Annotated in this window: 23 protein-coding genes; 19 read left to right on the top strand and 4 right to left on the bottom strand. The window is 37.6% G+C overall.

The features are described 5' to 3' along the window. Positions 1 to 158: 158 nt before the first annotated feature. Entirely contained in the window at positions 159 to 395 is a 237-nt protein-coding gene (locus JOC48_RS15510; protein ID WP_204501202.1) for a group-specific protein, read from the bottom strand. A 12-nt stretch (positions 396 to 407) separates the two neighbouring features. Beyond that, entirely contained in the window at positions 408 to 1,199 is a 792-nt protein-coding gene (gene fdhD / locus JOC48_RS15505; RefSeq protein WP_204501200.1) for a formate dehydrogenase accessory sulfurtransferase FdhD, read from the bottom strand. A 365-nt stretch (positions 1,200 to 1,564) separates the two neighbouring features. Here fdhD and JOC48_RS15500 point away from each other — a divergent pair, with 365 nt between their 5' ends. From JOC48_RS15500 to JOC48_RS15465, 8 genes are all read left to right on the top strand, one after another. Further along, positions 1,565 to 2,827, top strand: a complete 1,263-nt coding sequence (locus tag JOC48_RS15500) for an L-lactate MFS transporter (protein WP_204501223.1) — start codon at positions 1,565 to 1,567, stop codon at positions 2,825 to 2,827. Positions 2,828 to 2,900: 73 nt separating this feature from the next. Continuing rightward, complete coding sequence (locus tag JOC48_RS15495) at positions 2,901 to 3,260, top strand: Na-translocating system protein MpsC family protein (RefSeq protein ID WP_204501198.1); 360 nt, start codon at positions 2,901 to 2,903, stop codon at positions 3,258 to 3,260. Positions 3,261 to 3,394: 134 nt separating this feature from the next. Beyond that, the gene (locus JOC48_RS15490) at positions 3,395 to 5,749 is read left to right on the top strand and encodes an FdhF/YdeP family oxidoreductase (protein WP_204501195.1); all 2,355 of its coding nucleotides are present in this window, start codon (positions 3,395 to 3,397) and stop codon (positions 5,747 to 5,749) included. A gap of 293 nt (positions 5,750 to 6,042) precedes the next feature. Next, entirely contained in the window at positions 6,043 to 6,690 is a 648-nt protein-coding gene (locus JOC48_RS15485) for a hypothetical protein (protein ID WP_204501194.1), read from the top strand. 30 nt (positions 6,691 to 6,720) lie between these two features. Next, complete coding sequence (locus JOC48_RS15480; protein ID WP_204501192.1) at positions 6,721 to 7,494, top strand: DivIVA domain-containing protein; 774 nt, start codon at positions 6,721 to 6,723, stop codon at positions 7,492 to 7,494. Next, positions 7,478 to 8,749, top strand: a complete 1,272-nt coding sequence (locus JOC48_RS15475) for a glycosyltransferase (RefSeq protein WP_204501191.1) — start codon at positions 7,478 to 7,480, stop codon at positions 8,747 to 8,749. Before JOC48_RS15480 ends, JOC48_RS15475 begins: the two co-directional genes overlap by 17 nt. Beyond that, positions 8,746 to 9,624 (top strand): polysaccharide deacetylase family protein, encoded by an 879-nt coding sequence (locus tag JOC48_RS15470; RefSeq protein WP_204501190.1) that lies wholly within the window; start codon positions 8,746 to 8,748, stop codon positions 9,622 to 9,624. The genes JOC48_RS15475 and JOC48_RS15470 overlap by 4 nt, the downstream gene beginning before the upstream one ends. Before the next feature lie 404 nt (positions 9,625 to 10,028). Continuing rightward, the gene (locus tag JOC48_RS15465; RefSeq protein ID WP_204501189.1) at positions 10,029 to 11,531 is read left to right on the top strand and encodes a zf-HC2 domain-containing protein; all 1,503 of its coding nucleotides are present in this window, start codon (positions 10,029 to 10,031) and stop codon (positions 11,529 to 11,531) included. Positions 11,532 to 11,900: 369 nt separating this feature from the next. Here JOC48_RS15465 and JOC48_RS15460 read toward each other — a convergent pair whose 3' ends face one another. Continuing rightward, positions 11,901 to 12,845 (bottom strand): aldo/keto reductase family protein, encoded by a 945-nt coding sequence (locus JOC48_RS15460; protein WP_204501187.1) that lies wholly within the window; start codon positions 12,843 to 12,845, stop codon positions 11,901 to 11,903. A 294-nt stretch (positions 12,846 to 13,139) separates the two neighbouring features. Between JOC48_RS15460 and larC the strand changes: the two genes are divergently transcribed. The 10 genes from larC (at position 13,140) to JOC48_RS15410 (ending at position 24,499) form a co-directional block, all read left to right on the top strand. Further along, positions 13,140 to 13,934, top strand: a complete 795-nt coding sequence (larC, locus tag JOC48_RS15455; protein WP_204501186.1) for a nickel pincer cofactor biosynthesis protein LarC — start codon at positions 13,140 to 13,142, stop codon at positions 13,932 to 13,934. Between the two features lie 451 nt (positions 13,935 to 14,385). Then, positions 14,386 to 15,657, top strand: coding sequence for a nickel pincer cofactor-dependent isomerase, group 22 (locus tag JOC48_RS15450; protein WP_204501221.1), 1,272 nt, complete (start codon positions 14,386 to 14,388; stop codon positions 15,655 to 15,657). Positions 15,658 to 15,671: 14 nt separating this feature from the next. Then, positions 15,672 to 16,442, top strand: coding sequence for an SDR family oxidoreductase (locus JOC48_RS15445; protein ID WP_204501184.1), 771 nt, complete (start codon positions 15,672 to 15,674; stop codon positions 16,440 to 16,442). 17 nt (positions 16,443 to 16,459) lie between these two features. Then, positions 16,460 to 17,941, top strand: coding sequence for a gluconokinase (locus JOC48_RS15440; protein ID WP_204501182.1), 1,482 nt, complete (start codon positions 16,460 to 16,462; stop codon positions 17,939 to 17,941). 31 nt (positions 17,942 to 17,972) lie between these two features. After that, the gene (larB, locus tag JOC48_RS15435; protein ID WP_204501181.1) at positions 17,973 to 18,728 is read left to right on the top strand and encodes a nickel pincer cofactor biosynthesis protein LarB; all 756 of its coding nucleotides are present in this window, start codon (positions 17,973 to 17,975) and stop codon (positions 18,726 to 18,728) included. A 42-nt stretch (positions 18,729 to 18,770) separates the two neighbouring features. Then, positions 18,771 to 19,241: a nickel pincer cofactor biosynthesis protein LarC2 gene (gene larC2 / locus JOC48_RS15430; protein WP_204501180.1), complete on the top strand. Its 471-nt coding sequence runs from the start codon at positions 18,771 to 18,773 to the stop codon at positions 19,239 to 19,241. 47 nt (positions 19,242 to 19,288) lie between these two features. Next, positions 19,289 to 20,104 (top strand): ATP-dependent sacrificial sulfur transferase LarE, encoded by an 816-nt coding sequence (larE, locus tag JOC48_RS15425; protein ID WP_204501178.1) that lies wholly within the window; start codon positions 19,289 to 19,291, stop codon positions 20,102 to 20,104. Between the two features lie 310 nt (positions 20,105 to 20,414). Further along, a complete protein-coding gene (locus JOC48_RS15420) occupies positions 20,415 to 21,926 on the top strand; it encodes a tagaturonate epimerase family protein (RefSeq protein WP_239584412.1) in 1,512 nt (503 codons plus the stop codon). Between the two features lie 27 nt (positions 21,927 to 21,953). Then, positions 21,954 to 23,378 (top strand): glucuronate isomerase, encoded by a 1,425-nt coding sequence (uxaC, locus tag JOC48_RS15415; RefSeq protein ID WP_420829225.1) that lies wholly within the window; start codon positions 21,954 to 21,956, stop codon positions 23,376 to 23,378. A gap of 173 nt (positions 23,379 to 23,551) precedes the next feature. After that, positions 23,552 to 24,499, top strand: coding sequence for a phosphotransferase family protein (locus JOC48_RS15410; RefSeq protein ID WP_204501176.1), 948 nt, complete (start codon positions 23,552 to 23,554; stop codon positions 24,497 to 24,499). 70 nt (positions 24,500 to 24,569) lie between these two features. Here JOC48_RS15410 and hmpA read toward each other — a convergent pair whose 3' ends face one another. Then, positions 24,570 to 25,802, bottom strand: a complete 1,233-nt coding sequence (gene hmpA, locus JOC48_RS15405) for an NO-inducible flavohemoprotein (RefSeq protein WP_204501175.1) — start codon at positions 25,800 to 25,802, stop codon at positions 24,570 to 24,572. A gap of 188 nt (positions 25,803 to 25,990) precedes the next feature. On the opposite strand from hmpA, the gene JOC48_RS15400 reads away from it, so the two are divergent. Then, positions 25,991 to 26,443, top strand: a complete 453-nt coding sequence (locus JOC48_RS15400; protein ID WP_204501174.1) for an Rrf2 family transcriptional regulator — start codon at positions 25,991 to 25,993, stop codon at positions 26,441 to 26,443. Positions 26,444 to 26,613: the final 170 nt, after the last annotated feature.

Raw genomic sequence — 26,613 nt, 5'->3', positions numbered from 1 at the left:
CTATAACAAAAAAAAGACCCTGCAAAACAGAGTCAGTAAAAAGTTCAAGGACAAGCCTCTTTTTTTAAACTGTCTATTCTACAGGGTCCATTTTAGTTTGAGCTCGGTCCTCTTTTTTAAATTTGTAAAACATTTATGTGAAACAAGATGAATGACACCTATAACTGAGTATCAAGTAATAGAGACAATTTTTCATTACGTTCTTGCTGTTCCTCGGCTGTTAATAAATCGTATTTTTTTAATAAATGAAACAAAACATTTAGAACGTCTTGTGTAGGATTAGCTTGTAATAGCATATGCCCCTTTTTATACAGGCTATCTGGCAGGTGGTTTTTTTGACTTTCAAGTTTTTGCGTTACATCTTCTAGTGGGTGATCAATATTACATTCTCCCATTAAAATTCCCTCCTAACTATTTATTATCCTTTCCGGGTGTGAGTATACGTTAAATGTTTGTCCTCGAATAAAGCCGATGGTTGTGATGTTTAAATCTTCTGCAAGCTCAATAGCCAGGTCTGTTGGGGCTGATTTTGATAGTACAATACCAACGCCAATTTTTGCAGCTTTTATCAGTACTTCAGAGGAAATTCTGCCACTGAAAACAATCACTTTATCGCGAACAGGGATGCTGTTTGCCATGCTATATCCGTATAGTTTATCCAGTGCATTGTGTCTTCCAATATCTGTCCGATCGACGATAAGTTCGGTTGGACTACAGAGAGCAGCGTTATGTACACCACCAGTATTTTTAAACATAATGCTGTTTTCCTGCATCGTGTTCATTAACTGAATACACTGCTCTACTTTCATTTTCGTGTTGGACATGGACGTTTTTGCAGTACGGACATCACTCTGCAAATAAAATTGCCTACTCTTTCCACAACACGAGCCGATAAATCGTTTGGAATGGTCGGGATGGTTTGTAAAAGCATTTGATTTCAATGTGACGTAAGCAAATCCAAGTCCTTCATCAATTTCCAGGTTTGTGACATCATCTTTGAACAGAATTACTCCCTCAGACGCCAAGAATCCAATAACAAGTTCATCTAAGTGAGTCGGGGTGCAAACCATTGTTGCAAATTCCTCTCCATTGACGTGAATAGTAATTGGAAATTCTGTAGCAATTTCATCCTCTACCACTTCTAATTTCCCGTTTTGGTATTTCGTAATTACTCTTTTTTTGCTTCTTTGTAATACCATGGTTTCCCCTCCTATTCAATGAACATGTAATAATCATAAACATAATTGGTTTTATAAAACAAGTAACAGAATTGTTGGCAAAACTTTCAAAAAATCTATTGATATTTTAAGCGCTTTCGTGATAAGATTAATTTTGTTAAAAAATTCATAGAATTGTAACAAATTTGATGCGAGATAGCGTCCCTGTCGTCGGTTAAATTTATTACAAGTATTATGAAATAGATTTTACTGTTGGTCCAATAGTAGCGAATCCTGCTGTTTACTAACCGTTAATCTTTCCAGATGAGAATGCATGAAGTGTATTCTTTTGGAGGGGTTAACGGTTTTTATATTTTCAAAGAAGGATGTGTTTATTGGTGCAAAAAGTGAAAAATAGATGGTTAATTGCATTGTCAGCTGTAGGAATACATATTTCGATTGGTTCTGTCTATGCTTGGAGTAATTTTACTGACCCATTAATTGAACAATTTGGTTGGTCCAATAGTCAAGTGCAATTGACCTTTAGTATTGCCATTTTATTTTTAGGATTATCTGCAGCCTTTCTAGGTCACTTCGTCGAAAAATATGGTCCAAGGAAAGCTGGATTACTTGCTGCTACCTTATTTGGCATAGGGATATTTGGTTCCGGCTTAGCAGTAAACCTCAGTTCATTACCGCTATTATATGTATTTTACGGTGTATTAGGAGGCGTTGGATTAGGGGTTGGTTACATTGCTCCTGTATCTACACTAGTAAAATGGTTCCCAGACCGACGTGGGTTAGCAACAGGGTTAGCGATTATGGGTTTTGGTTTTGCCGCGGCAATTAGTAGTCCAATTATGGATGCTTTAATTAAATCAGTAGGAACTGCTAATACGTTTTATATTTTAGGAATTGCTTATTTTGTTGTAATGACTATATCATCTCTTTATTTAGAAAAGCCCCCTGTTGATTGGGCTCCGGCAGGCTTTAACGATAAAATGAAACAAGATCAATCAAAGGTGAAGAAAGATTTATCACAATTAAAAGCTAATGAAGCCATTAAAACGTCAAGGTTTTATTATTTATGGATCATGTTATTTATTAATGTTACGTGTGGAATTGCTATTTTATCTGCAGCAAAGCCGCTTGCAGAAGAGAGTATTGGTCTTACAACAACAGAAGCCGCTGCACTAGTTGGTGTACTAGGGATTTTTAATGGTCTTGGCAGAATAGGTTGGGCTTCCATATCAGACTATATTGGTAGACCGAATACGTACACCACATTTTTTGTTTTGCAAATTATCCTATTTGCAGCATTACCGCATACAACAACGTCCTTATTGTTCCAAGTAATGCTTGCCGTTGTTTATACGTGCTATGGCGGAGGATTTGCATCGATTCCTGCATTTATTGGGGATTTGTTTGGCACGAAGCAGCTCGGTGCGATTCATGGTTATATTTTAACGGCATGGGCGGCTGCAGGTTTAGTAGGCCCTTTATTCGCAGCATGGATGAAGGATACGACTGGTAGTTATGGCTCAAGCCTAACATACTTTGCGGGGCTATTTGTGATAGCACTAATAATTTCGTTGCTTATCCGCAAAGATATCAATAAATTACGCAATCTAAATAGGCAACAATTTGAGGGGAAAGCGGAAGTAAGTTAAATTTTATAATGTTCTAGATAAAGTATGATAAAATATTATCGATAGAATACGATTGTATATGTAGGAGGCCACCATGAATAGGTATGAGGCAGAATTCAGTAATCTTGTTCGTTCTTTCAGAAAAAAGCATATGGGAAAAGGCCCAAGTAAAATTACAACGACATTTTGCAAAAATTGGGCGATATGCGAGATGGAAGGTAATCTTTCACCAGTTGAAAAATTCATTGCAGGGGCTGATGAAGGAAGACAAGTTTTGCGGTCTGCCCGAACAGAAATGGTGAAAGACATGTATCGAAACAATCCTCCTGTAGAAATGGAAGAGTTTTTAGGTTGCAAGTTTGTTGATTTGTTTGTTGATATAGATATTGATCGTGATTTTGGGATGTCGATCTTTATCTTTGCTGAAAATATTGAGCAAAAATATTGTAAATAATAGGTTTTGGCACTTGGTAGCGACCCTGCTAAAGGCTTAACCACCGTAGTATTTTTAAAATAAAAATATGTACGGTGGTTTTTTCTATGTTAGAGGGCGCTTTCAAAGGAATCTATGTTAGGAGTGAACAAAAAATGGGGAAGACTAAACATCAAGGACCAATCAAAATATCGAAAGTACCCACACCAGAACATTGGGTCAGTCCGATTCCGTTTGGATTAGGGAAGGTAAAGCCGAAACATATTCGGGATACGATGAAAATCATGTGGGAAAACAAGGATAATTTAAATTACGCCAAAAATATTCTTACGAAAGGTGTATGCGATGGTTGTGCTTTAGGAGTATCAGGTCTTCAGGATCAAACACTGAAAGGTCCTCACATTTGTACGACTCGCTTAAATGTTTTACGCCTAAGTACCATGCCTGCAATGAAGGAAGATATCGTTCACGCAGACATTGATGAGCTTAAGAAATACAGCAGCAAAGAATTACGTACGTTAGGTAGAATTCCATATCCGTTAATTCGTAGAAAAGGAGAAAGGAAGTTTTCACGTATTAGTTGGGATGAAGCAATGAATACGATTGCGGAAAAAATGAAAAAATTAGATCCTAAACAGTATGGTTTCTATTTAACTTCCAGAGGAATTACGAACGAATCGTATTATGTGGCTGCAAAAGTATCTCGTTTCCTCGGAACAAATCATATTGATAATGCGTCACGAATTTGTCATTCTCCATCGAAAACGGCGCTAAAGCGTTCAGTTGGAATAGGTGCTAGTAGCTCGAACTATCAGGACTGGATTGGTACGGATGTCCTATTATTCTGGGGATCTGTTGCCTCGAACAGTTCTCCAGTTTCAACGAAATATATGCTAGCTGCAAAGAAAAAAGGTACAAAAATCATTGTCATTAATCCATATAAGGAGCCTGCCATGGATAAATATTGGGTTCCTTCAAATGCAGAATCCGCTTTATTTGGGACTAAAATTGCAGATGATTTTTATCAAGTAAACATTGGTGGGGATATTGCTTTCATGCATGGAATCATGAAGCATTGGTTTGAAATGGAGGAAAAAAAGTACGGTTCAGCCGTCAATCATACGTTTGTTCGGGATCATGTTAATGGCTATGAGGAGCTTAAAGCTAAAGTACAAAATCAATCGTGGGATAGCGTCGTAAAGTCATCAGGTGTGTCAAAAGATAGGATTATTGAGTTATCTGAACTGCTAGCAAACAGTAAAAATGCAGTCTACGCTTGGGCACTTGGATTAACGATGCATTCTTTTGCGACAGATAATATTTCTCAAGTTGCTAATCTCGCCCTTTTACGAGGTCATTTAGGACGTAAACACGCTGGTCTAATGCCATTCCGTGGACACTCAAGTGTTCAAGGTACAGGTGAGATGGGGGCAGACCCATTTGTTCTTCCTGGCGGCGGCTGGGATGAGGAAAACGTGAACAGAATGGAAAAGGTATGGGATTTTGAGCTGCCTAAATGGCAAGGGGATATTGTCGGTGTTTCTTTAGAAAATGCTGTGCTCCCTGAGGATCATGAAAGAAAAATAAAACTCTATTATATGAGTGGTGGTAATTTCTTAGAAACAATGCCTAATCCTGAGTTTATCGAAAAAGCATTGTCTGAGCTGGATATTCGTGTCCATCAAGACATTATTTTTAATACATCGACATTGGTGGAAGCGAAAGAGGCGGTTATTGTTTTACCTGCTAAAACGCGTTATGAGCAAGAAGGTGGAGGAACTTCTACTTCGACGGAGCGGATGGTCTATTTTTCACCGGAAATTGAAGGGAACAAACAGGAGGTTCCAGAAGCAAGAGCGGAATGGAAAATCTACATTGACTTAGCCAAACGAGTGAAGCCAGAAACGGCTCATTTGGTAGATTTTAGAACTGGCCAGGAAATTCGAGATGAAATTGCAGTGGCAAACCGCAACTATGATGGGATTCAGCATTTGAAAAAACAAGGAGATGTTTTCCAATGGGGCGGCGCCTGGTTATGTGAAGGTGGCGTTTGTCCAACACCAGATGGAAGAGGAAATTTAATTCCAATTGATATTCCTAAGCTGGAAAAGCCAGATGGCACCTTTTATATTACGACTCGGCGAGGGAAACAATTCAATTCGATGGTGTACAAAGAAACAGACCCGTTCAATGCGGCCGGTCGTTATGATGTTTTAATCAATGAAGAGGATGCAAAAGAATTAAACATTGCGAATGGTGAGCCAATTGTTGTTTATAATCAACATGGTACATTTCAAGGAAATGCGCACTTTGCTGATATTACAAAGGGAAATGTCGGCCTTCACTTCCCTGAAGGAAACTTTTTAATTCCAAAAGGGATTTATGATGGCCCATCTGGAATCCCGCAATATAGTGTGGCGGCTAAAGTGGAAAAAGCTGAACGCTTCCACGCCAAAAAGGATGTAGATTACTTGGAGAAAAGGATAGAAGATTTAGAAATGGAAGTGTAACTATATTGTTGATAGAGTCGTAAAAAGATAATAATAGATAAAAAGATACTCCAACCACGTGACGGAGTATCTTTTTTATATGTAAAGAAAGCGCAGGTGATTGCCAAATTTACCGGGAATTATTAATCAAATAAATTTGATTGTTATTATCCGGCTTAACCTGTGGTTTTGTCAACACGCTATCTTTATTGATCCATGAAAATAGTTGTAGTTAAATTCAACTACATACATAGGACATAAGTTGCAGTTTTTGTTCATAGAATTATTTAAAGAATAGTAGGGGTATGGTGAAGATGGGTAATTTCTATTCAGTAAATAGTTGTAAAAAAGTAATAGTATTAACTCTTTCTGTGACAGGGTGGATCATTATAGCAATAACCTTACTCTGGTATGTCATTGTTTTGTTCTCAGTTTTTTATAGTCAATTATCGATGAATGGATTATACGTTCCAGAAATCGTTAACGAAACTAAAAGTCGACTAGTTCTTGTTTTTATATGGACTCTAATTGTCTTTTTATTTAATGTAGGATGGATAAAATATAATAATTGTTTACCACATTCAAAAGAACGATACGACCGTAAAACGAATCAAATTTTATATATGCATACAAATATTCCATGGTCTGAGGCAGTTATTTCAACAATTCATGCACAAAACGTGTTACAAGAAGCAGAACAAATAAAAAATAGCCTTTCCGTTGTACAACCTCATCCGAATGAAACCATTTCCAACCTAAAGAAAATGGAACCACAACAACTTCTTAATCTTGCTATAACGCTTATAAAAAGTGACCACTTATCAAAGGGGGTAAGTATTTTAAGAATTATTCTTGAGCACCCCGAATCCTCTGCTTTAGTTAAACAGGTCGCCAGAATTAAAGTTTCACAATGCTTAGTTGAATTAGGGCATGAAAGCTTCGCAACAGGATTAGCTGAATAGATAATTAAGGTTAATATGGAGGAAAAACAAATGATACCTGAGGATTTTGAAAAAATTATTAGTCAAAAAAAATTCAGTCGTTCTGTACAGGGGTACAACCCAAAGCAAGTCGATCGGTATTTAAAAAAAATGACTGGTTATTATTGGGAGCTTTATGAAGAAAAACAAACATTAGAGACTAAAATTAGTCACTATGAAAAGCAGGATAAATACCTGAGTCAAGCATTAATACGTGTCGAAGAATCTTCTGAAAAGATAAAACATCAATCAAAAATAGAAGCTGAACAAATCATACAGCAAGCGAAAAAGGATGCAGAGCACATGAAACAAGAAGCCACAACTTGTGTGCAGCAACTAAAAAAACAAGTGGTAGAAGAGCAACAAGCATTTGTTCAACAACTTAACCAGAATAGAAAGACTTATGAAGAGCAGACAAAAGGATTAATTGAAGGAATATATTTTGCTGTGAGAAGTAAGGTCAATAGTTTACATGAAGAACTTAATAAAGAATTAGAAGACTATGTAAGAACGTTGGAAGATACCATGCAACAAACCGATTATATCGAAAACATGAAAGTGGAAACGAACAAAAAAATGAACACGGAGGACAGGTGGAGGGTAAAGGAAGAAGAGCTCTTAGTTGGGTATGCGTTAAAGGATGATATTAAAGATAATGAAGGAAATATTGTCGTTGCTAAATCAACTGTGATCACTCCCAATGTCATACAATTGTTAATCGATAAAGAATTGTATGGTGAGTTATTTGCAGTCATAGGTGATGAAGTAGATGAGCGTTGTCCATAAAACCTTTGAACTAATGGGTTATTTTATCATCGGGTATCCAATCTTCATGGCAATCGTTTGGATTGTTTCTGGGTTCATTTACTGGCAGAGATATGAAAGGTCTGAACATATTGATATTCAAACGATAAGCAAGTGGCCGACTGTTACCATTTTAATTCCTTGTCACAATGAAGCACAGATTATTTCTAAGACATGCAAGGAACTCTTAAACATAGACTATCCATCCTATCAAGTAGTATTTATTGATGATGGATCGACTGACCATACTTCTGAGGTGATTCGTAAGTGGACAAAAGAAATTTCTCATTTCCATCTCTTGAGAATTATAGAAAATCAGGGAAAATCAAACGCTTTGAATAGTGCATTAGCAGTAACCGGGACTACTCCTATAACAGTAATTATGGATGCTGATACGTTACCACAACCCGTATCTATTAAAATTCTCGTACAAACACTCCTATCAATAAATGATATAGGTGCGGCAACAGGTCATGCCATCGTATATAATCGAAGCAATTTATTAGAAAAAATTCAAGCGGTGGAATTTACATCGATTATTGGTTTAATAAAAAGAGCCCAGAATATGTATGGCTACCTGTTTTCTATATCTGGATGTATCACGGCTTTCAAAACAGAAGCATTGCATCATGTAAACGGGTTTTCTACAAAAACTGCAACGGAAGATATTGATATAACTTGGGCATTACAAAGGGCTTACTATCGAGTGAAATATATCCCTCAAGCTGTCGCACATATCCAAGTACCGAACAAACTCGCTGAATATTGGAAGCAACGGAAACGTTGGGCAATGGGTGGCTGGCATTTATTACGTACCCATAAAGATATTTTTCTAGATTGGAGATTAAAGAGGCTCTGGATTATTTATATTGAGTTACTGTTATCTTATATATGGTCATTACTCTTTGTTTTTGGAGTGGTATTATGGCTAGTACCAAGTATTCTTCTAATGAAGAGTAATATTGGAATCAACCCAATACCCATCTTTACCTCAATCTTAATCTTAATGTGTATGATTCAGTTCACGATTGCGCTTAAATTCAACCATCCATATGACAAAGAAATTTGGCGGTTATTCTACTTCATTCCATGGTATCCAGCTTTATTTTTTACTGTTGGTGCATTAACCGTTTGTCGTACAGTGATTGCAGGCCTGTTTCAAAATTTAGATATGGCTGGAAAATGGAGAAGCCCGGCTAGGATTAATGTGCAAAAGGATAGGGGAAAAGGTGAATGAAAAAGTGGGTTATGGCTATTATACTATTGTTCATCATTGTTTATTTGGTTAGTATAAAAATAGATCAAGCTAATGAAGCGGCACAAGACATGTATAAGCAAGATTTCACTATTACAGGGCAAGGTTGTCTTGTATTAAATTATCACCGTATACGATCATCAAAAAAATTGGTTAAAGCGTTTGATAAATTAGTCACAGCATACACAAAGGACCCAGAACTACTTTTATATTCTGTGTATGAAGATGAATTTAAGGAACATTTACATTATCTTAAGAAAAATGGATTTCATTTTGTAACCCCAGATGATATTAACCAATTTATAAAAAATGAAGCATCACTTCCTAACAAGTGTGCTTTAGTGACATTTGATGATGCGGATGTAAGTGTTTATGAACATGCGTTTCCGATTTTAATTGAGAACCAGATTCCGTTCACACTATTTATTATAACGGGAGAAGTAGGGAATGCTGATTTCAAAGGTCTAGAGCTTGCTACATGGAGTCAAATAGAAGAGATGAAGGATACTGGTCTTGCGACGATAGGGACACATACACACGATATGCATTATTTAGAAAAAAATAATAATCCTCCATTTTTATCTTTAGATAAGATGGACGATTTTAGACAGGATACACAAGCAACCATAGTGACCGTTGAAGAAAAGTTAGATTTTACGCCAATATACTATGCTTACCCATTTGGTTTTGGGATGCCAGAGTCAGATGATATACTGCTAGAATCCGGATATGAGTTAATTTTTACATTAAGACCAGGAACTGTACAAAAAAGTGATCCAGCTTTTTTTATGAAAAGAGTACTTGTCACTAAGGAAAGCTGGCAGGAAGTAGTGGACTGGGTAGAAAATAACTATTAATAGTAGCGAGGAATATGAAAAAGGAGCAAAAAGGGGTCAGACCCCTTTGGGATAGTGCAATTTTTTTGTGTTTAATAAACTTTGGTTCGAAAAAATTAAAAAAAGTTGTAACTTTCCATAGTTAGCGGCGTCTGTATATATAGAACAGCAAACGGATTTTACAACAAATGAGTGGAAGACTGAACAAAATGATTACACTCCTTTTGATGAACAGATGGTAATCCAACAAGTACTCACTCATATGCAAAAAAAAGAGCGAACGATTATCCTTGTATGTACTTGCAAGGCTTTAGTTATGCAGAAATCGCAGATATCGTAAGTTTATCAGAAGGAAAGTCAAAATAGGTATTTACCGAGCGAAAAAAATTCATAGCCTTATATGAAAAGCAGGAGTAGGATTCAAAATGAAGCTAACATGTGAAGCAGTCGAAGATTTTTATGTACTCTACCAAGAAGATGAGCTACACACAAACGTAAAGAAGGCAGTCGAAGAACACTTACAGACGTGTGACAAGTGCCAAAACATCTATAAAACAGGAGATAATTTTACGAAGGCAAAGAAGTTAAAAGAGGATGACTCTTCTAACACTCCATCTAATAAACTGGATAACCAAATAAAGACGAAGCTAAAATTACGGAGAATGCGGTTCATTCTTTTATTTATTGTTACGATTTTTATTGTTTATAGCTTCTTCCAGTATGTGGATGATCGGAAAAATATGTTATATGAAGTGTCAAGCTTAGAGGGAACGGTTCGAGATTTGTACTTTGAAGTCGATCGGGTTAAATCGGAAGGAGACCCTTATTTTAGGACCTTTTCATATATTTCTGATTTAAATGAAAAAACAGCTCGCATAAGCCGACATGCAAACGTTTTTGAAGAACGACAAATAGACAATCATCCGTATCAGTTACATTTAACCTTAACTTTAAACGACTTCAACAATGTCTTGCATAACCGTTATAAACATGGGCAGTGGACTGACCGAGATGAGGAAGCCTTGAACCGGATGAGTGATTTGTTTGATGAATTTTCGATTTTATTGACTGATGAACGATTAAAGCTAAATGATGTATATGATTACAGTCCCACTGCTTTATTTACACCATTTAATGGAGATAAACTAGTATCCATTCATCAAGACATCAATTACTTGGCGTATTCGTATAGTTATTTCCAAAAATTTCCTGAGGAAGTAGAAATTCTTACTGAGCAGGAGATGAAACAGAGGGCACGAGAAGTTTTTCAAGCACCAGAGGCTGAGGTTACGCTTGGTTCTATTCAAAGTAGACCTGTCATTAAGGGTAATGGTACTTATAGTACAATGATTGAGGGGGAAAATAAGCGATATAATGCAGAGTGGGAAGCATATACAGGAAATCTTTTGGAATTTAACAATCGTCATATGTCGGAAAGTGGTGAGCTATTACCAGTGGAGGATGTCCGAGAGCAACTGGATGAGCTTATACCTCGGTTGTTTAATAATGAAGAATTCCAAGCTAATTACAAAGGTCTAAATTATAATTTCTCAAGCAATTTAGATCACCAAATTTATACGTATCAGATAATACCTGCAAAAGATGGCTTTGAAACGAATGCTCGTTATCGATTATATATCGATGCCAGAACTGGTAACCCGCAAAGCTTAATAACATTGGATCAAAACTACTTTGCTCATTTACCGTTTTCGCCTATTAATATTAATGTCAGTAAGGAGGAAGGAATTGAACGACTACAAGAAAAATATCCTGATGCGACGTACTCCTTCCAAAATACAGAATATGTCCCTTCGATTCTAAGCAATCAGTATGAATTAGTTCATCAATTTGAACGGGAAGAAGGAGAAGAAGCGCCAAATACTATCTATTTAAATACGAGGTCTGGAGAAGAAGAAGCATTATATTAGGGGGAGGAAAATCCTACTCCTTTCCAAGCAATTCAGATAACGCAATTGCAGATACAAAGTCAAAGGGCGTTAATTGTTTAATTGTTGTTTTTCCTAATAAGATAAAAAGAATCCGATGGTAATATTTAAGGTTATATCCATAAAACTTAATTCCATCATCGCATCCCTCCTAAAAAGAGATTTCTATTATTTTTGACAAGTTTAATAGTTTTCATTCTAGAATAATCATGTTCTTATAGATGTTATTATGAGGAGAAGACATGGAGCGGATATGGAAATAACGGGCTCAATGTCCACGGAGTAATATGATAAATTACAAAAAACGCTTGGAGTGAAATCCAAGCGTTTTAAGTATCTACTAAAATATAATTATGCAGTTAAAATACTTTCAATTTTCTCAAGCGAGTCTTCAGATAGCTTTACGCCTGACGCTTTTACATTTTCTTCTAGCTGCTCTGGTCTGCTTGCACCTACAAGTGCACTCGCAACATTAGGCTGTCTCAAAATCCAAGCAATCGAAAGCTGGGCTAATGATAAATCTTCCTCAGCTGCTACTGCTTTTAATTGCTCTACTTTATCAAGATTTGTGTCTGTTAACACACGGGATAAGTCGAGGTTCTCTTGTGCTGCACGACTATCTGCTGGGATTTGTTCTCCCTTTTTATACTTTCCTGTTAACACACCTTGTGCCAATGGAGAAAAAACTACCTGGCCAATGCCATGCTTCTCACTAACAGGGATAATTTCTTTTTCTATATAACGTTGGAGCATGCTGTAATTGGGTTGATTGACGACAATATGATCTAATAGCTTTTTATCTGCAATATGAATAGCCTCTGAGATTTGCTCTGCGGTCCATTCACTTACACCTAAATAAAGCACCTTCCCCTGCCTAACAAGGTCATCTAAAGCACGTAACGTTTCCTCTACTGGTGTATCTTGGTGGAAGCGGTGGCAGTAATAAATATCAACATAGTCCATCCCTAACCGTTGGAGGCTGGCATCACATTGTTCAGTAATATGCTTACGTGATAGTCCTTGATCATTGGGACCATCTCCCATTTTACCAAATACCTTTGTGGCCAATACATAAGAGCTCCTCGGATACTTGCTTAATGCTTTTCCAACGATTTTTTCTGCTTCTCCACGCATGTAAACGTTTGCAGTATCGAAAAAATTAATCCCTAATTCATAGGCTTTGTCTATTGATGCTTCTGCTTTTTGTTCTTCCACATAGCCACCATATGTAAGCCAGCTTCCAAGACTTATTTCACTTACCTTTAACCCTGTGTTCCCTAATCGACGATATTGCATGAAATCACCCTCCTATTTATGGAATATTCAGTTAATATTTTTACTTTACTACAGGACAAGGGAAAAGGTCTAATAGTTAGCTTCCACAATCGAATTAATTACGATGACGAAAAGAAAGACGTTTCAATGTAAGTGGATTCGTTCTTGAAAATAAAAACGGTTACACTTATGATTATTTATATTAGCTACACCCATTACTACTAGATAGATAGATTTTTAAGAGGATGTTCAATTTGAACACGCACTTTATATAGAACGTTATTAAACATATTAACTTCTGGAGGAGGAAGTGGCTTGACTATACTTTATTTTGATTGTTTTTCAGGTATTAGTGGTGATATGACGATTGGGGCGTTGATTGATGCCGGAGCGGACCCTAATCAATTAGAAAACGAGTTAAAAAAATTAAAGATAGCTGATGAATATACACTAGAGTGGAAAAAAGTAGTTAAAAACGGAATTACTAGTACAAAATTTGATGTGATCCTGAGGAATGATGAAGCTCATCACCATCACCACGGGGACCACCATCATGGACATAGCCATGAAGAACATTCACACCATCATGACCACACTCATCAACATCGTTCTTATCAAGATATTGTACATAGGATCAGTGAGTCGGATTTATCTCAGAAATCTAAAGAACTAGCTTTAAAGATTTTTAAGAAAATTGGTGAAGCGGAAGGGCATATTCATGGAGTATCTCTGGAAAAGGTTCATTTTCATGAGGTCGGAGCGGTTGATTCAATCATCGATATTGTTGGGACTGCAATTCTGATTGATTTGTTAGGTATTGAAAAAGTGATTTCTTCTTCGATTCCTGTTGGATCAGGAAGGATTCATATTGATCATGGAATTTATCCGGTGCCAGCACCAGCAACCTTAGAAATTTTGCGTGGTATTCCAATTATAAATAGTAATGTAAAAGCCGAATTGGTAACACCTACGGGAGCAGCGATTATTGCGGTACTTGCGGAGGAATACGGAACTTTTCCGACTATGAACGTAGAGAAAATTGGTTATGGTGCGGGTACAAAAACCTTTCCTAATCATCCGAATGTGTTACGTGTTGTAATTGGCACTTAAAACGGATGTTCAAAAAAGTTACCAAATGATAAGCGGCGTATCTCTTCGTTGGCTCGTTCTTCCGGTCCCCATGTAGAAAAAGCATCAGGGGAACTTCTACTAAGAACGTGCACGTCCTGTGCACAACGTAGAAGTCAGCACGTCCTGTGCAAGTCCGTTCCTCAGAAGCTTCGCCGCCTCGATCTACTTGCTTCTAATTTACCGACTTTTTGAACACGCACTTAAAGCGGACTAGGAAAAACTTGCAGGTCAGGGTTTTCTGCGATTTCGGTAAAGTGAAGTTTCACTTTATCGAGATTTTTGCTATAATAATAACAACGTTGTTATTTGGTTGGCGATATTAATCGTTATTAAAATTTTTTGTTTTTTTGAAAGGGATTACACCTTAGGTAGGCGAACATAGTTAGTAATAAATAACGTTCAATACAATAATGGGAATGGAGTGAAAAAGGTGGGCATTATTCAGGAGTTACTTCAAGATATTCCGCTTCCAAAAGTCGCGAAAGTACGGCAAACCTTTGATCAAACACAAGTAGACGATTTATCGAATGATTTACGAGGAAAATTAGATCAAGAAGCAGTTAAAGCTAGTATTAAGCCAGGGATGGAAGTAGCGATTGCAGTTGGCAGCAGGGGACTTGATCGTCTTGTGGAATTAACAGCAGTTACCGTGAAATTTTTACAGGATCTAGGTGCTAAGCCTTTTATTGTACCAAGTATGGGAAGTCATGGTGGAGCATCTGCGGAAGGGCAAAAAGCGGTGCTTGAACATCTAGGTGTAACAGAAGAAAGCGTAAATGCCGAAATTCGTTCCTCGATGGAAGTTATTAAAGTTGGAGAACTAGAAAACGGCTTGCCTGTCTATATTGATAAGCTTGCTTCTAAAGCAGATGGAATTGTTGTGATTAATCGAGTAAAGCCTCATACAGCCTTTCGTGGACCAGTGGAAAGTGGCGTGATGAAAATGATTAGTATTGGTCTTGGCAAACAAAAAGGTGCAGAGGCATGCCACCAGCTTGGGTTTAAGCATATGGCAGAATATGTTCCGGCAATGGCCAACATGACCTTAGAAAAAATGCCGTTTTTATTTGCAGTCGCAACGGTTGAAAATGCTTTTGACAAGATTGCTAGAGTTGAAGTTTGGCAGCCAGATGAAATTGAGGAAAAAGAAATCGAAATGCAAAAGCTTTCGAAACAATTACTACCGAAAATCTATTTAGATAAAATTGATGTGCTTTTAATAGATAAAATCGGAAAGAACATAAGTGGAGACGGGATGGATCCAAATATTACCGGGCGTTATCCAACACCATATGCCTATGGTGGACCAGATGTTACGAAAATGGTTGTATTAGACTTGACGAAGCAGACAGAAGGAAATGCCAATGGGGTTGGTACAGCTGACTTCACGACACAACGGATAGTCGATAAGTTGGATCGTGAAGCAACGTATGCGAACGGATTAACTTCGACTGTTGTCGGTCCCACCCACATTTCTACTACGCTAGCAAATGACGAACTGGCAGTAAAGGCTGCAATTAAGACGTGTAATATTTTAGATTTTACGAAGGTAAAGCTTGTTCGAATTAAAAACACATTAGATATTGGTGAAATTGAAGTGTCGGAAGCTTTACTAGAAGATGTAAAAGCACATGAAAATTTAGAACAGCTGACAGATTCATATGAGCTTGACTTTAATGAAAATGGAAACTTGTTTGAATAAAGGGGAGGCAAATGATGCAGGATTTATTTGACTTATCGGGCAAGGTTGCCGTTGCTATTGGTGGAAATGGCGTTTTGGGAGGAGAAATCGCCAAAGCCTTTGCCGAGTATGGAGCAAAAGTAGCCATTGTAGGTAGAAACATGGAAAAGGCAGAAGAGGTAACGAAAGAAATCGAAGCTAACGGTGGAACTGCAAAATCATTCCAAGCAGATGTTAGTGATTTGGCGACAGTAGAAAATGCTGCAAAGGAAATAGAAGAATGGGCAGGTGGATGGGATATTATCCTAAATGCCCCTGGGATGAACAGTCCGACCCCATTTTTTGATCTAAAGCCAGAGGAATGGGATCAAATTATGGATGTGAATCTTCGTGGTGTTGTATTTGCTACACAAATCTTTGCGAAACGGATGGTTGAGCAGGAACGGAAAGGTAGTATTATTAATATTTCTTCTGTTTCTTCGACGACACCACTATCTAAAGTGTTTACATATTCAGCATCGAAGGCGAGTATGAATAATGTGACACAATTTTTGGCCAGGGAATTTGCTCCAAATGGAATTAGAGTAAATGCGATTATACCAGGCTTTTTCCCTGCAGAACAAAACCGCAAAATTTTAAGTGAGGATCGAGTAGCACAGATTATGAATCACACACCAATGGATCGTTTCGGAGAACCAGAAGAACTGAAGGGTGCTGCTATCTATCTAGCTTCAGACAAAGCATCTGGATTTGTAACCGGGTCATTCCTGCGAGTCGATGGTGGTTTTGGAAGCATGACTATTTAATTGGAGGAAAGAGGTTTATGACGTTAAGAGAAGTAGTAATTGGGTTAGATATTGGGACAACAAGCGTCAAAGCAGTCTTGTTCGATACGAAGGGAAAACTAATCTTAGAAACGGAAGAATTGATTACGACCTTCCATCCTGAACCTGGGTGGGCAGAGCAGGATCCTAAGGAAACTGAACGCAAGGCGATTCAAGTGATAAAACAAGCAATTAACCAATTGGATAAAGGGAAGGATAAACTTCTTGGCATTGGTTTTTCTTCTGCGATGCACTCACTTATATGCATGAGCAGCGACAAGGAACCGTTGTCGAATGTGATTATTTGGTCTGACGGAAGAAGTAGTGAACAGGCAGAAAATTTAAATGAAGTTAAGGGGAAGGATATTTACCTAAGAACTGGTACACCGATTCATCCAATGTCACCTTTTGTAAAATTAAATTGGATGAAGGAAACAGGGTATGAACCTTATCATCAGGCAGCCTACTTCCTATCGATGAAAGAATATCTCGTATGGAAATGGTTTGACAAACGGTTGACAGATTATGCAATGGCTTCTGCAACAGGATTGTATAATGTTCAAACACATCACTGGGATGAAGAAGCACTTGAAATCGTAGGTGTATCGCAGGAGCAGCTTTCTGAAATTGTTGGTCCGGATACAGTGCTTGGTGGACTTATTCCTGAGGTTGCCAATGAAATAGGTGTAAGCTCGGAGCTGCCATTTGTGATTGGATCAGCGGATGGACAGCTAGCCAATCTTGGTGACGGTGCCATCTTACCAGGAGAAGTTGCAATCTCCGCTGGTACGAGTGGGGCAATTCGTCAGTTTGCACAAGGAGCGGCAATTAATTCAAATCGAGAAACATTCACTTATGCGTTTACGAGAGATACATCGATTGTTGGTGGCCCAACGAATAACGGCGGAGTTGTGCTACAATGGCTAAAAGATGTGCTGGAATTTAAAGGAACACACGAGGAATTAATTGCTGGTGCAGAAACAATTGCTCCAGGAGCAGAAGGTATCTTATTTTTACCCTATGTAAATGGAGAAAGGGCACCGGTTTGGAACCAACGTGCGCGAGGAAATTTTTATGGCTTAAGCATTGAGCATCGAAAGGAACATTTGGTGAGAGCGGTTTTAGAAGGAATTGCTCTGAATTTATATCAAATTAGTCAATCGTTAGAAAAGCTTGCTGGAGAGCCAAAGCGAATTACCGTAAATGGTGGACTATCAAAATCTGATGTTTGGGTACAAATCGTAGCAGATATTTTTGGAAAAGAAATTCATCAATCGGAAACCCATCACAGTGCCGCTTGGGGAGCAGCTTGGACAGCGTTGGTTGGAATCGGATATGTATCTGATTACGCAGCAATTAAGGAGTATATTACGATAAAGAAATCCATTCAACCAAATCTAGAAAATCATAAGAAATATGCAAAAAATTATGAGAAATATGCAAGGTTAGCAAAAGATATTTCAACCTATTTTACAGATTAAATGATTTCATTAGCAACGAGGTGCCAAAGACATGCTTGATAATATTCTAGAACAAGTACAACAAGGAAAACTTACAGTCGAAGAAGCAAAGACTAAATTGGCGTCCTATGAGAACCTTGGATTTGCCAAAATTGATTATCATCGAACGAAACGAACGGGTTTTCCAGAGGTCATTTATGGTGAAGGAAAAACGGCAGACCAAATCATATCGATTATGAAAGCTATTCAACAAAACAATAACAATGTATTAGCGACGCGAGTTTCTGAAGATAAAGCAGAAGTCATTGTCGAACAATTTCCAGAAGCCCAATACGATTCACGTTCAAGGATCCTTTATTGGAAACTACAGAACGATGCTGCTCTACAGCGAGAAGGTTATATTGCAGTCATTTGCGCAGGAACTTCAGACTTGAATGTAGCAGAAGAAGCTGCTATAACAGCTGAGGTTTTCGGTAGTAATGTCCACCGCATTTATGATGTCGGGGTAGCTGGATTACACCGGCTTCTCGATCATCTAGAGGAAATTCAAGGGGCAACGGTTTCGGTCGTTGTTGCTGGCATGGAGGGGGCGCTTGGAAGTGTTGTTGGAGGTCTCGTTTCTCATCCAGTAATTGCTGTTCCTACGAGTGTTGGTTATGGTGCGAATTTCCAAGGTTTATCAGCGTTATTATCGATGTTAAACTCCTGCTCCTCTGGATTGAGTGTGGTCAATATTGATAACGGATTTGGGGCAGCATACAACGCAGTTATGATTGACCGATTGGCAAACCAAAAAAGCAGGGAGTAAACGGAGATTCTTCAGAGCTGTGTTAGAGGAGGCGATTAGGATATGAGAGAAAATCAACCACCAAACTTCGAACACGTCGATGATCAAATGATAAAAATGGAAGTCAACCTCGACGACACACCTGGAGAATGGCTAGGATATGTGATGGATGAACTTTTCGATGCTGGTGCAAATGATGTTTACTATACACCGATTTATATGAAAAAAAATAGACCTGCTATTTTACTTCAGTTGCTCTGTTCCATGGATCGTTTGGAAACGATGAAATTCATTTTATGGAAGGAAACGACGACACTTGGTATTCGTTATTATCCATTAACGGTTCATCGGATGGAACGTCGTTTTGTAACCGTTGAGACAGAATGGGGACCGGTAACTGTAAAGCAGGGGATTTTTAATCAGGAAGTATTACAAAGCTCTCCAGAGTATGAGGAATGTAGAGCTATTGCAAAAAAGTATCAAATTCCATTAAAAAAGGTATATGCAGCAGTTTGGAATAAGTTGGAGTGCTGACATATCTCAAATTGAGAACAGGATTAAATGATAGGGAGGAGAAAAGTATGCTAGAAAAAAATCAGAAGCTTGGGGAAATTTTAAACGGGATGGATCGCGTCATGGTCGCTTTTTCAGGCGGAATTGATAGCGCCTTTGTACTGAAACGAGCAGAACAGGAATTAGGAGCATCCAATGTATTAGCTGTCGTCGTAGCATCCGAGCTATTCCGTAATGAAGAATTTGAAGGAGCCGTACAGTTAGCCGAAAAAATGGGGGTTCCAGTTCATCAAACAGAAATCAAAGAGCTTGAGCAGGAGGAAATTGCGGCGAATACACCGGAAAGCTGGTATTATAGCAAGAAGTTGCTTTACACACATCTAAATCAGCTAGCCGAAAAAATGGGTTATGCCTATGTGTTGGATGGCATGATCATGGATGATGTAGACGATTTTCGTCCCGGTTTAAAGGCAAGAACAGAAGCTGGAGTCCGTAGTGTTTTACAAGAAGCAAAGCTTTATAAAAGAGAGATTCGAGCATTAGCGAAGGAAATCGACGTCCCGGTTTGGGATAAACCAGCATCTTGTAGTCTGGCATCTCGAATTCCATATGGCACAATACTAGACAAACAAAAAATCTATCAAGTTGACGAGGCAGAAAAATTCTTGATAAAGCTAGGCTTTAATATGGTACGTGTACGTCATCACGGAGAGATTGCTAGAATTGAAGTTCTCCCAGAAAAGATGAATGGGATCATCGAATATCGTGAAAAGATTGATTTGAAATTTAAATCACTAGGTTTCTCTTATATTTCTATTGATTTGAATGGATATCGAACGGGTAGTATGAACGAAGTATTGCCAGACCAAACCATCGTAGGCTAATAAATGGATAATTAGTGAGGAGTTGGGGGAGCAATCCAGTTTTGGAGTGTTTCTCCTTTCTTCATTCAAGAAATGATGAACCTACCACGATTTATTCATCTTATTATGTAGCTTGATTCTTATAGTTATAAAAATTTAGAATCTGAACAGAAACGGTTGTTCATTAACCCAAAATGTTTTACAATAATAACAACGTTGTTATTAAGATTTGAAAATTTGAAACTTCGGCATTCAAATTTTCTTTTCAACTAAATGTAACCGATATCAAAAAGGGATTCAACGAAGGAAAATGAAAAGGAGCTGATTTTTTTTGAACCATGTTGTTGATTTGAATCATCTTGTTGAGGTGCTTGAGTCATTGAGTAAGGGTAACGTGTTGGGAACAACTAGTAATCTAAAAGTCTACGAAAAATCGTTCACAGAACATGAAAATGTAAAGTTATTAATGGTAAAAGATGTCGACCAAAGATGGCTGCTGGCTGCTGGTGAAGGAGCACTTTATGATGAGCTGCAGGGAAAGAACGTAAAGGATACTGGTAAAGCATGTCCACTTTCCCATGAAAATCGACTTGTCCTTAATCGTTATTTTGACTATACAGTTCCCCAAGCATTCGGTACGGAAATTGCTACAATGGGATTGGGAGATCGATTAGGCCTAGCCTCACCTGGTCATATTGATACGATAGAAAACCATAAAGTAAAGCCGGTTTTGGCTCAACAGAGTATTCGTGAATTAGATTTAACCAATCGGACGATGCACGATATTCTTGATGCTGCAACCTACGCAGTTTTTCAGGAAGGATACAAGGGTGGATATGGTGCAGATGGCGATCATATCAAAGAAGAAAAGGACATTGAATATGCATTATCATTAGGGTACTCCATGTTAACACTAGATTGTTCTGAGCAAATTCCTAATCGTATAGAATCAGCTTCAGCAGAAGAAGTGCAAGCAGAATTTAACCAATTATCACAGGAGAAAAGAGACTATTTCAACAGTGAGTATTTAAATAAATCTTTTGATGTAAATGGATTGGCGATTAGCTATGATGAGACCGCTGTCAGGAAGAATGTGTTGTTATATGGTGAAGCACTTGATTACATGGAGCATGTTTACACTACTTATTTAGCGAATGCGGATAAGGCGATCGATTTTGAGGTTTCAATCGATGAAACAGAAACAGTAACATCTCCAGATGCCCATTTTTTTGTGGCAAATGAGCTGAAAAGAAGAGGTGTATCTGTTACCAGTCTTGCACCGAGGTTCTGTGGTGAATTCCAAAAGGGTATTGATTACATTGGAGATATGGAACAATTTGAAAAAGAGTTAAGCGAACATGCCCAAATTGCTGAGCACTTTGGCTATAAGCTTAGTATTCATTCTGGTAGTGATAAGTTCAGTGTATTCCCGATTATCGGTAAATACACGAAAGGATTGCTTCACGTTAAAACAGCAGGTACCAATTGGTTGGAGGCTGTAAGGGTGATTGCAGATACGAATCCAGATTTATATCGTAGAATGCATACGTACGCCCTGGAACATTTCGATGAGGCATTAAAGTATTATCACATTACCCCAGATTTAGACAGTATTGATCCACTTGATCTTAAACCGGATAATGAATTGCCTTCCTACATGGATCACGATGCTGCTCGTCAATTAATCCATGTGACATATGGTGTTTTATTAACTGCAAAAGATAACAGTGGTAATTACTTATTCAAAGATGAATTTTTCCAAACGTTAAATGAAAATGAAGAGGTCTATCGTGAGGCACTTAAGAAACATATCGGGAGACATGCTGAATTACTTGGGTTGTAAAAGCTTTTGAAACTTAATGGAAAATAAATGGAAAGTAGGGGTAGAATGAAACAATTTATGGATGAAAATTTTTTACTAGATAACGAGATTGGTAAAAAATTGTACTTTGAATATGCAAAGGATCTTCCAATCATCGACTATCATTGTCACTTAGTTCCTCAAGAAATTTACGAAAACAAACAATTCAACAACATAACGGAAATCTGGCTATATGGTGATCACTATAAGTGGCGTGCGATGCGGGCAAATGGAATTGATGAAGAATACATTACTGGAAATGCTAGTGATTATGATAAGTTTATGGCTTGGGCGAAAACGGTTCCAATGTTAATCGGAAATCCATTGTACAACTGGACGCACTTGGAGCTGCAACGATTTTTCGATGTTTATGATGTACTTAATGAGAAAAGCGCACCTGAAATTTGGGAAAAGGTCAATGCCAAATTAACAAGCGGAGAATTTCGTGCACGTGATTTTATTGAAAAATCAAAGGTAAAGGTAGTTTGTACCACAGATGATCCGGTCGATAGTTTAGAATATCATATTAAGCTGAAGGAAGAAGCTCCAGAATTTGATTGTAAAATGCTTCCTAGTTTTCGCCCGGATAAAGGTCTTGAAATAAATAGAGATGGTTTTCAGGACTGGGTGAAAAAATTAGAGCAAGCAGCTGATATGAGCATTTCATCTTATGATGACTTTTTAAGTGCACTTGAAGCTAGAGTTGAATTTTTTAATTCAATTGGTGGAAAAGTATCGGACCATGCAATTGACTCGATGATGTATGCAGAAGCAACTAAGGAAGAAGTAGTTTCATCTTTCCAACAAGCGCTTGAGGGGAATAAAGTTTCACTTGATGATGAGCGAAAGTTTAAATCTTATACGTTAACGTTTTTAGGTAAACAGTACGCAAAGCATGATTGGGCGATGCAATTTCATATTAATGCTCACCGAAACAATAACACGAGAATGTTTAACGAGTTAGGTCCTGATACTGGATTTGATTCGATGAATGATGAATTAGTTGGAAAGCCACTTGTAAGGTTATTAGATTCGATGGATAAGGAAAATGCACTGCCCAAAACAATTCTTTATTCTTTAAACCCTACTGACAACAGTACGCTTGCAACAATAACAGGTAGCTTTCAAGGTGGTGGAGTCCCAGGAAAAATGCAGTTTGGAACCGCTTGGTGGTTTAATGATAGTAAACCTGGTATGCTGGATCAAATGACGACACTAGCTAATATTGGTGTATTCAGTCAATTTATAGGAATGTTAACAGATTCACGTAGTCTGCTATCTTATCCAAGACATGAATACTTTAGAAGACTCGTATGTTCATTAATTGGTAGCTGGGTTGAAAGCGGAGAGATTCCAAATGATATGGAATTACTAGGAAACATTGTTCAAGGAATATCTTATTACAATGCTGAGCAATACTTTAATTTTTCATAGTTAGAGAATAATAGAGAAACATTCCGGTCAATTGAGAATCGGAATGTTTTTTTACTGGATAAATCCCATCTGTGTTCCATATGAAACAATGGTCATAGGAGGAATTTAACGGATTTAGCGAGAATACCATATATAGGTAAACATTCATAATAATAGTAAAGGTAGAGGTAAACATGAAGATGCTCGAAAAGATGGTTTTATCGAATGGGAAGCTGAATGGAAAATATGTGCAGGATAGAGAAATCCTTTACCAAGGTATGAACGGCAAAAATGTAGAGCGGTTTTATTTGTCTGCCTCAGAAAGTTATATTTTCAAACCTTTGACGAATGATAGCCAACTAGGTAAAGAGCAGTGGATTTATGAATATGTTTTACCTTCGTTACCTCCGTTTTATCCGAAAATGATTGCAAAATCGTCAAGTACAGACCCGGATAATCATTGGATGATTTTTGAAGATTTGGGCTCGCTTAATCATGTATTTAATGAAAAGGTAGTTCTTGAAGTAATAAAATGTATGGCCAAGTGGCATACCGTTCCTACAGATAACTTGAAGCATGAAGATTTACATGGCCCGAAGCCATATATAGAAGATATTACTGCTGATGTTTTTGCAAACAAACAGGAGATATTACGAATAGCTTCTGAGCATTCGATTCCAAAAAGATACATGGATATAATTTTTTTACTTTTGGAAGAAAATCCCTTCTCAAATGTTAAAGTTTTTTCGCATGGGGACCTGCACTTAGGAAATTATGCTGTTACTGATCAGCAGGTGGTCGTTTTAGATTGGGAGCACGCACATCTAAACGTACCATTTTGGGATTTGTATCATTTAATGGATATGTCTCATCCAATGTTTCCAAAGGAAGTTACACCTATCTTAAGAGAACATGTGCTAGGCTGCTATTTAGATCAAATGGCGTTTTACGGACTCAGTTTTTCCCATCATTCCTTCAAACAGGAATATTATTTGTTTTCTACTGTATTTAGCCTTTGGATGCTTCTACTTATTCAACAAGACCTAAACAACGGAAACAGTAATTGGCCGAAAGAAAGATTACGTGAACAACTAAATGAAACAATTTCAAATCTAGTTCAATGTGCAAACCAATTATCATAATGTCCACAAAGGGGTCTGACCCCGCTTGTGGACATTTGTCCGTGTGTCGCGGACACTATTGGTGGTTTATTTAATCTAATTGATCAGCTGGACCAAAGAATTCAAAGTGGATTTTTTCTTCTGGAACGTTCCAGGCTTTTAAGCCATGTTTAATCACTTTCATAAATGGTACCGGGCCACAAAAATAAAAATCTGCTTGGTTGTCAGGTAAAATTTGTTGTAACCATTCTAATTCTACATATCCCTCCTTATCAAAGCGGTTTTGTTCACGGTCATAATCTGTTGGGTTTTCATAGCAAAGAAAATAATTCACATTTTCATTATTGTTCGCTAGTTCAGTTACTTCGTTGTCCATTGCATGGAAGTCTCCATTTATTGCAGCATGAATAAACGTAACTTCTCGACTAGGTTGTTGTTCTACGATTGTATTTAACATGCTAAGCATTGGCGTTTGCCCAACGCCACCACTAATTAGGACAACCGGTTCAAAGGAGTCCATATTTAATACAAAATCACCAGCTGGTGCAGTTAATTCAACAACATCCCCTTCGCTAATTTGATCATGCAAATAGTTGGAAACAATTCCATCAGGTTTGATATCACTATCTGCTTCGCGCTTCACACTTATTCGGTAATAATCTTTTCCTGGTGCATCTGACAAACTGTACTGTCGAATATGTGTGTAGGTTTCTCCTTCAATATAACAACGAATGCTGACATATTGTCCTGGTAGGTATTCGGAAATGGCTTTACCATCTTTTGGTTTTAAGTAGAAAGAAGTGATTGCGTCACTCTCTTTTACCTTTTTAGCTACAACGAAGTCACGAAATCCGTCCCACCCGCCTTTTTTCTCTGCTGCTTCTTCATACATTTCTTTTTCCACCTGAATAAATACATCAGCTATCACACCATATGCTTTACCCCAAGCCTCAAGAATCTCATCAGTTGCAGCATCACCTAATACATCCTTAATGGCTAATAAAAGATGCTCTCCTACAATTGGATATTGTTCAGGTTTAACTTGCAAGCTTCGGTGTTTATGGGCGATTTGTTTAACGACGGGGACGATTGCTTCTAAATGATCAATATATTTTGCTGCTGCGTAAACCGTATTAGCTAAAGCCTTTTGCTGTTTTCCTTGCTGTTGGTTGGCGTGATTAAATACATGTAACAGTTCAGGGTGATTTTCAAACATCAATGGATAAAAACGTTTCGTAATTGCTTCCCCATGTTTTTCTAATACAGGAGCTGTTGATTTTACAATTTCAATTGTTTTTTCATCTAAACGTGTAGTTACTGTCATTCCAGAAACCCTCCTTGGAGTTATAAAAGATACATTTTAAATACATCTTTTATTGTAAGGGGATTCAGTGTACAAAAGCAATATTTTAAATACATCTTTAAGAAAATGTTCACATTTAAACTTAATGGTTTGTATCGTGTATAATGATATAGTGAATAGAAATTAAAGATAGAATAAAGGTGATTTATATGCAGTTAACTTCCTTTACGGATTATACGTTACGCGTTCTAATTTATTTAGGAACCCAACCTGAAGGAAAACAATCGAACATTAAAGAAATAGCAAATTTTTATAATATATCGAATAACCATTTAAGTAAGGTCGTTTATGAATTAGGCAAGTTAGGGTTTATTGAGACGATAAGAGGTAGGAATGGTGGTATCAAGCTCAGCCAAAATCCAACTACTATTAATGTAGGCTCGATTGTAAGGCATACAGAAAGTCCCATTCACCTGGTGGAATGTTTTGATGAAACGAGAAATACGTGCAAAATTAGTCCGGCTTGTCGATTAAAAGGAGTACTCAATGAGGCGCTAGAGGCTTACTTCAAAGTACTTGATTCCTATACACTGGAAGATCTTTTAGTAAATAAAGATGCGTTGAAAGAATTGATTTTTATGACAAAAACTGAGAACGGATGAAGAATCTAGTTCCGATACGCTCCTAAAACATAATAGAATTAACAAATCACACAACAATGCTTTAAAGCTTTGTTGGTGTTGCAAAATACCCTGGAGAAATAAGCCAAAGCTCGAGTTTTGCTCGGTTAACATGCTTTAGTTTTTAAATAAAAAACAGCCATGAAGGGTTA

Origin of the sequence: Aquibacillus albus (assembly GCF_016908325.1) — a bacterium.
GTDB classification, from domain to species: domain Bacteria; phylum Bacillota; class Bacilli; order Bacillales; family Amphibacillaceae; genus Aquibacillus_A; species Aquibacillus_A albus.
The sequence above is the reverse complement of the archived record's forward strand: the minus strand, read 5'-3'. Positions and strand labels throughout refer to the sequence as shown.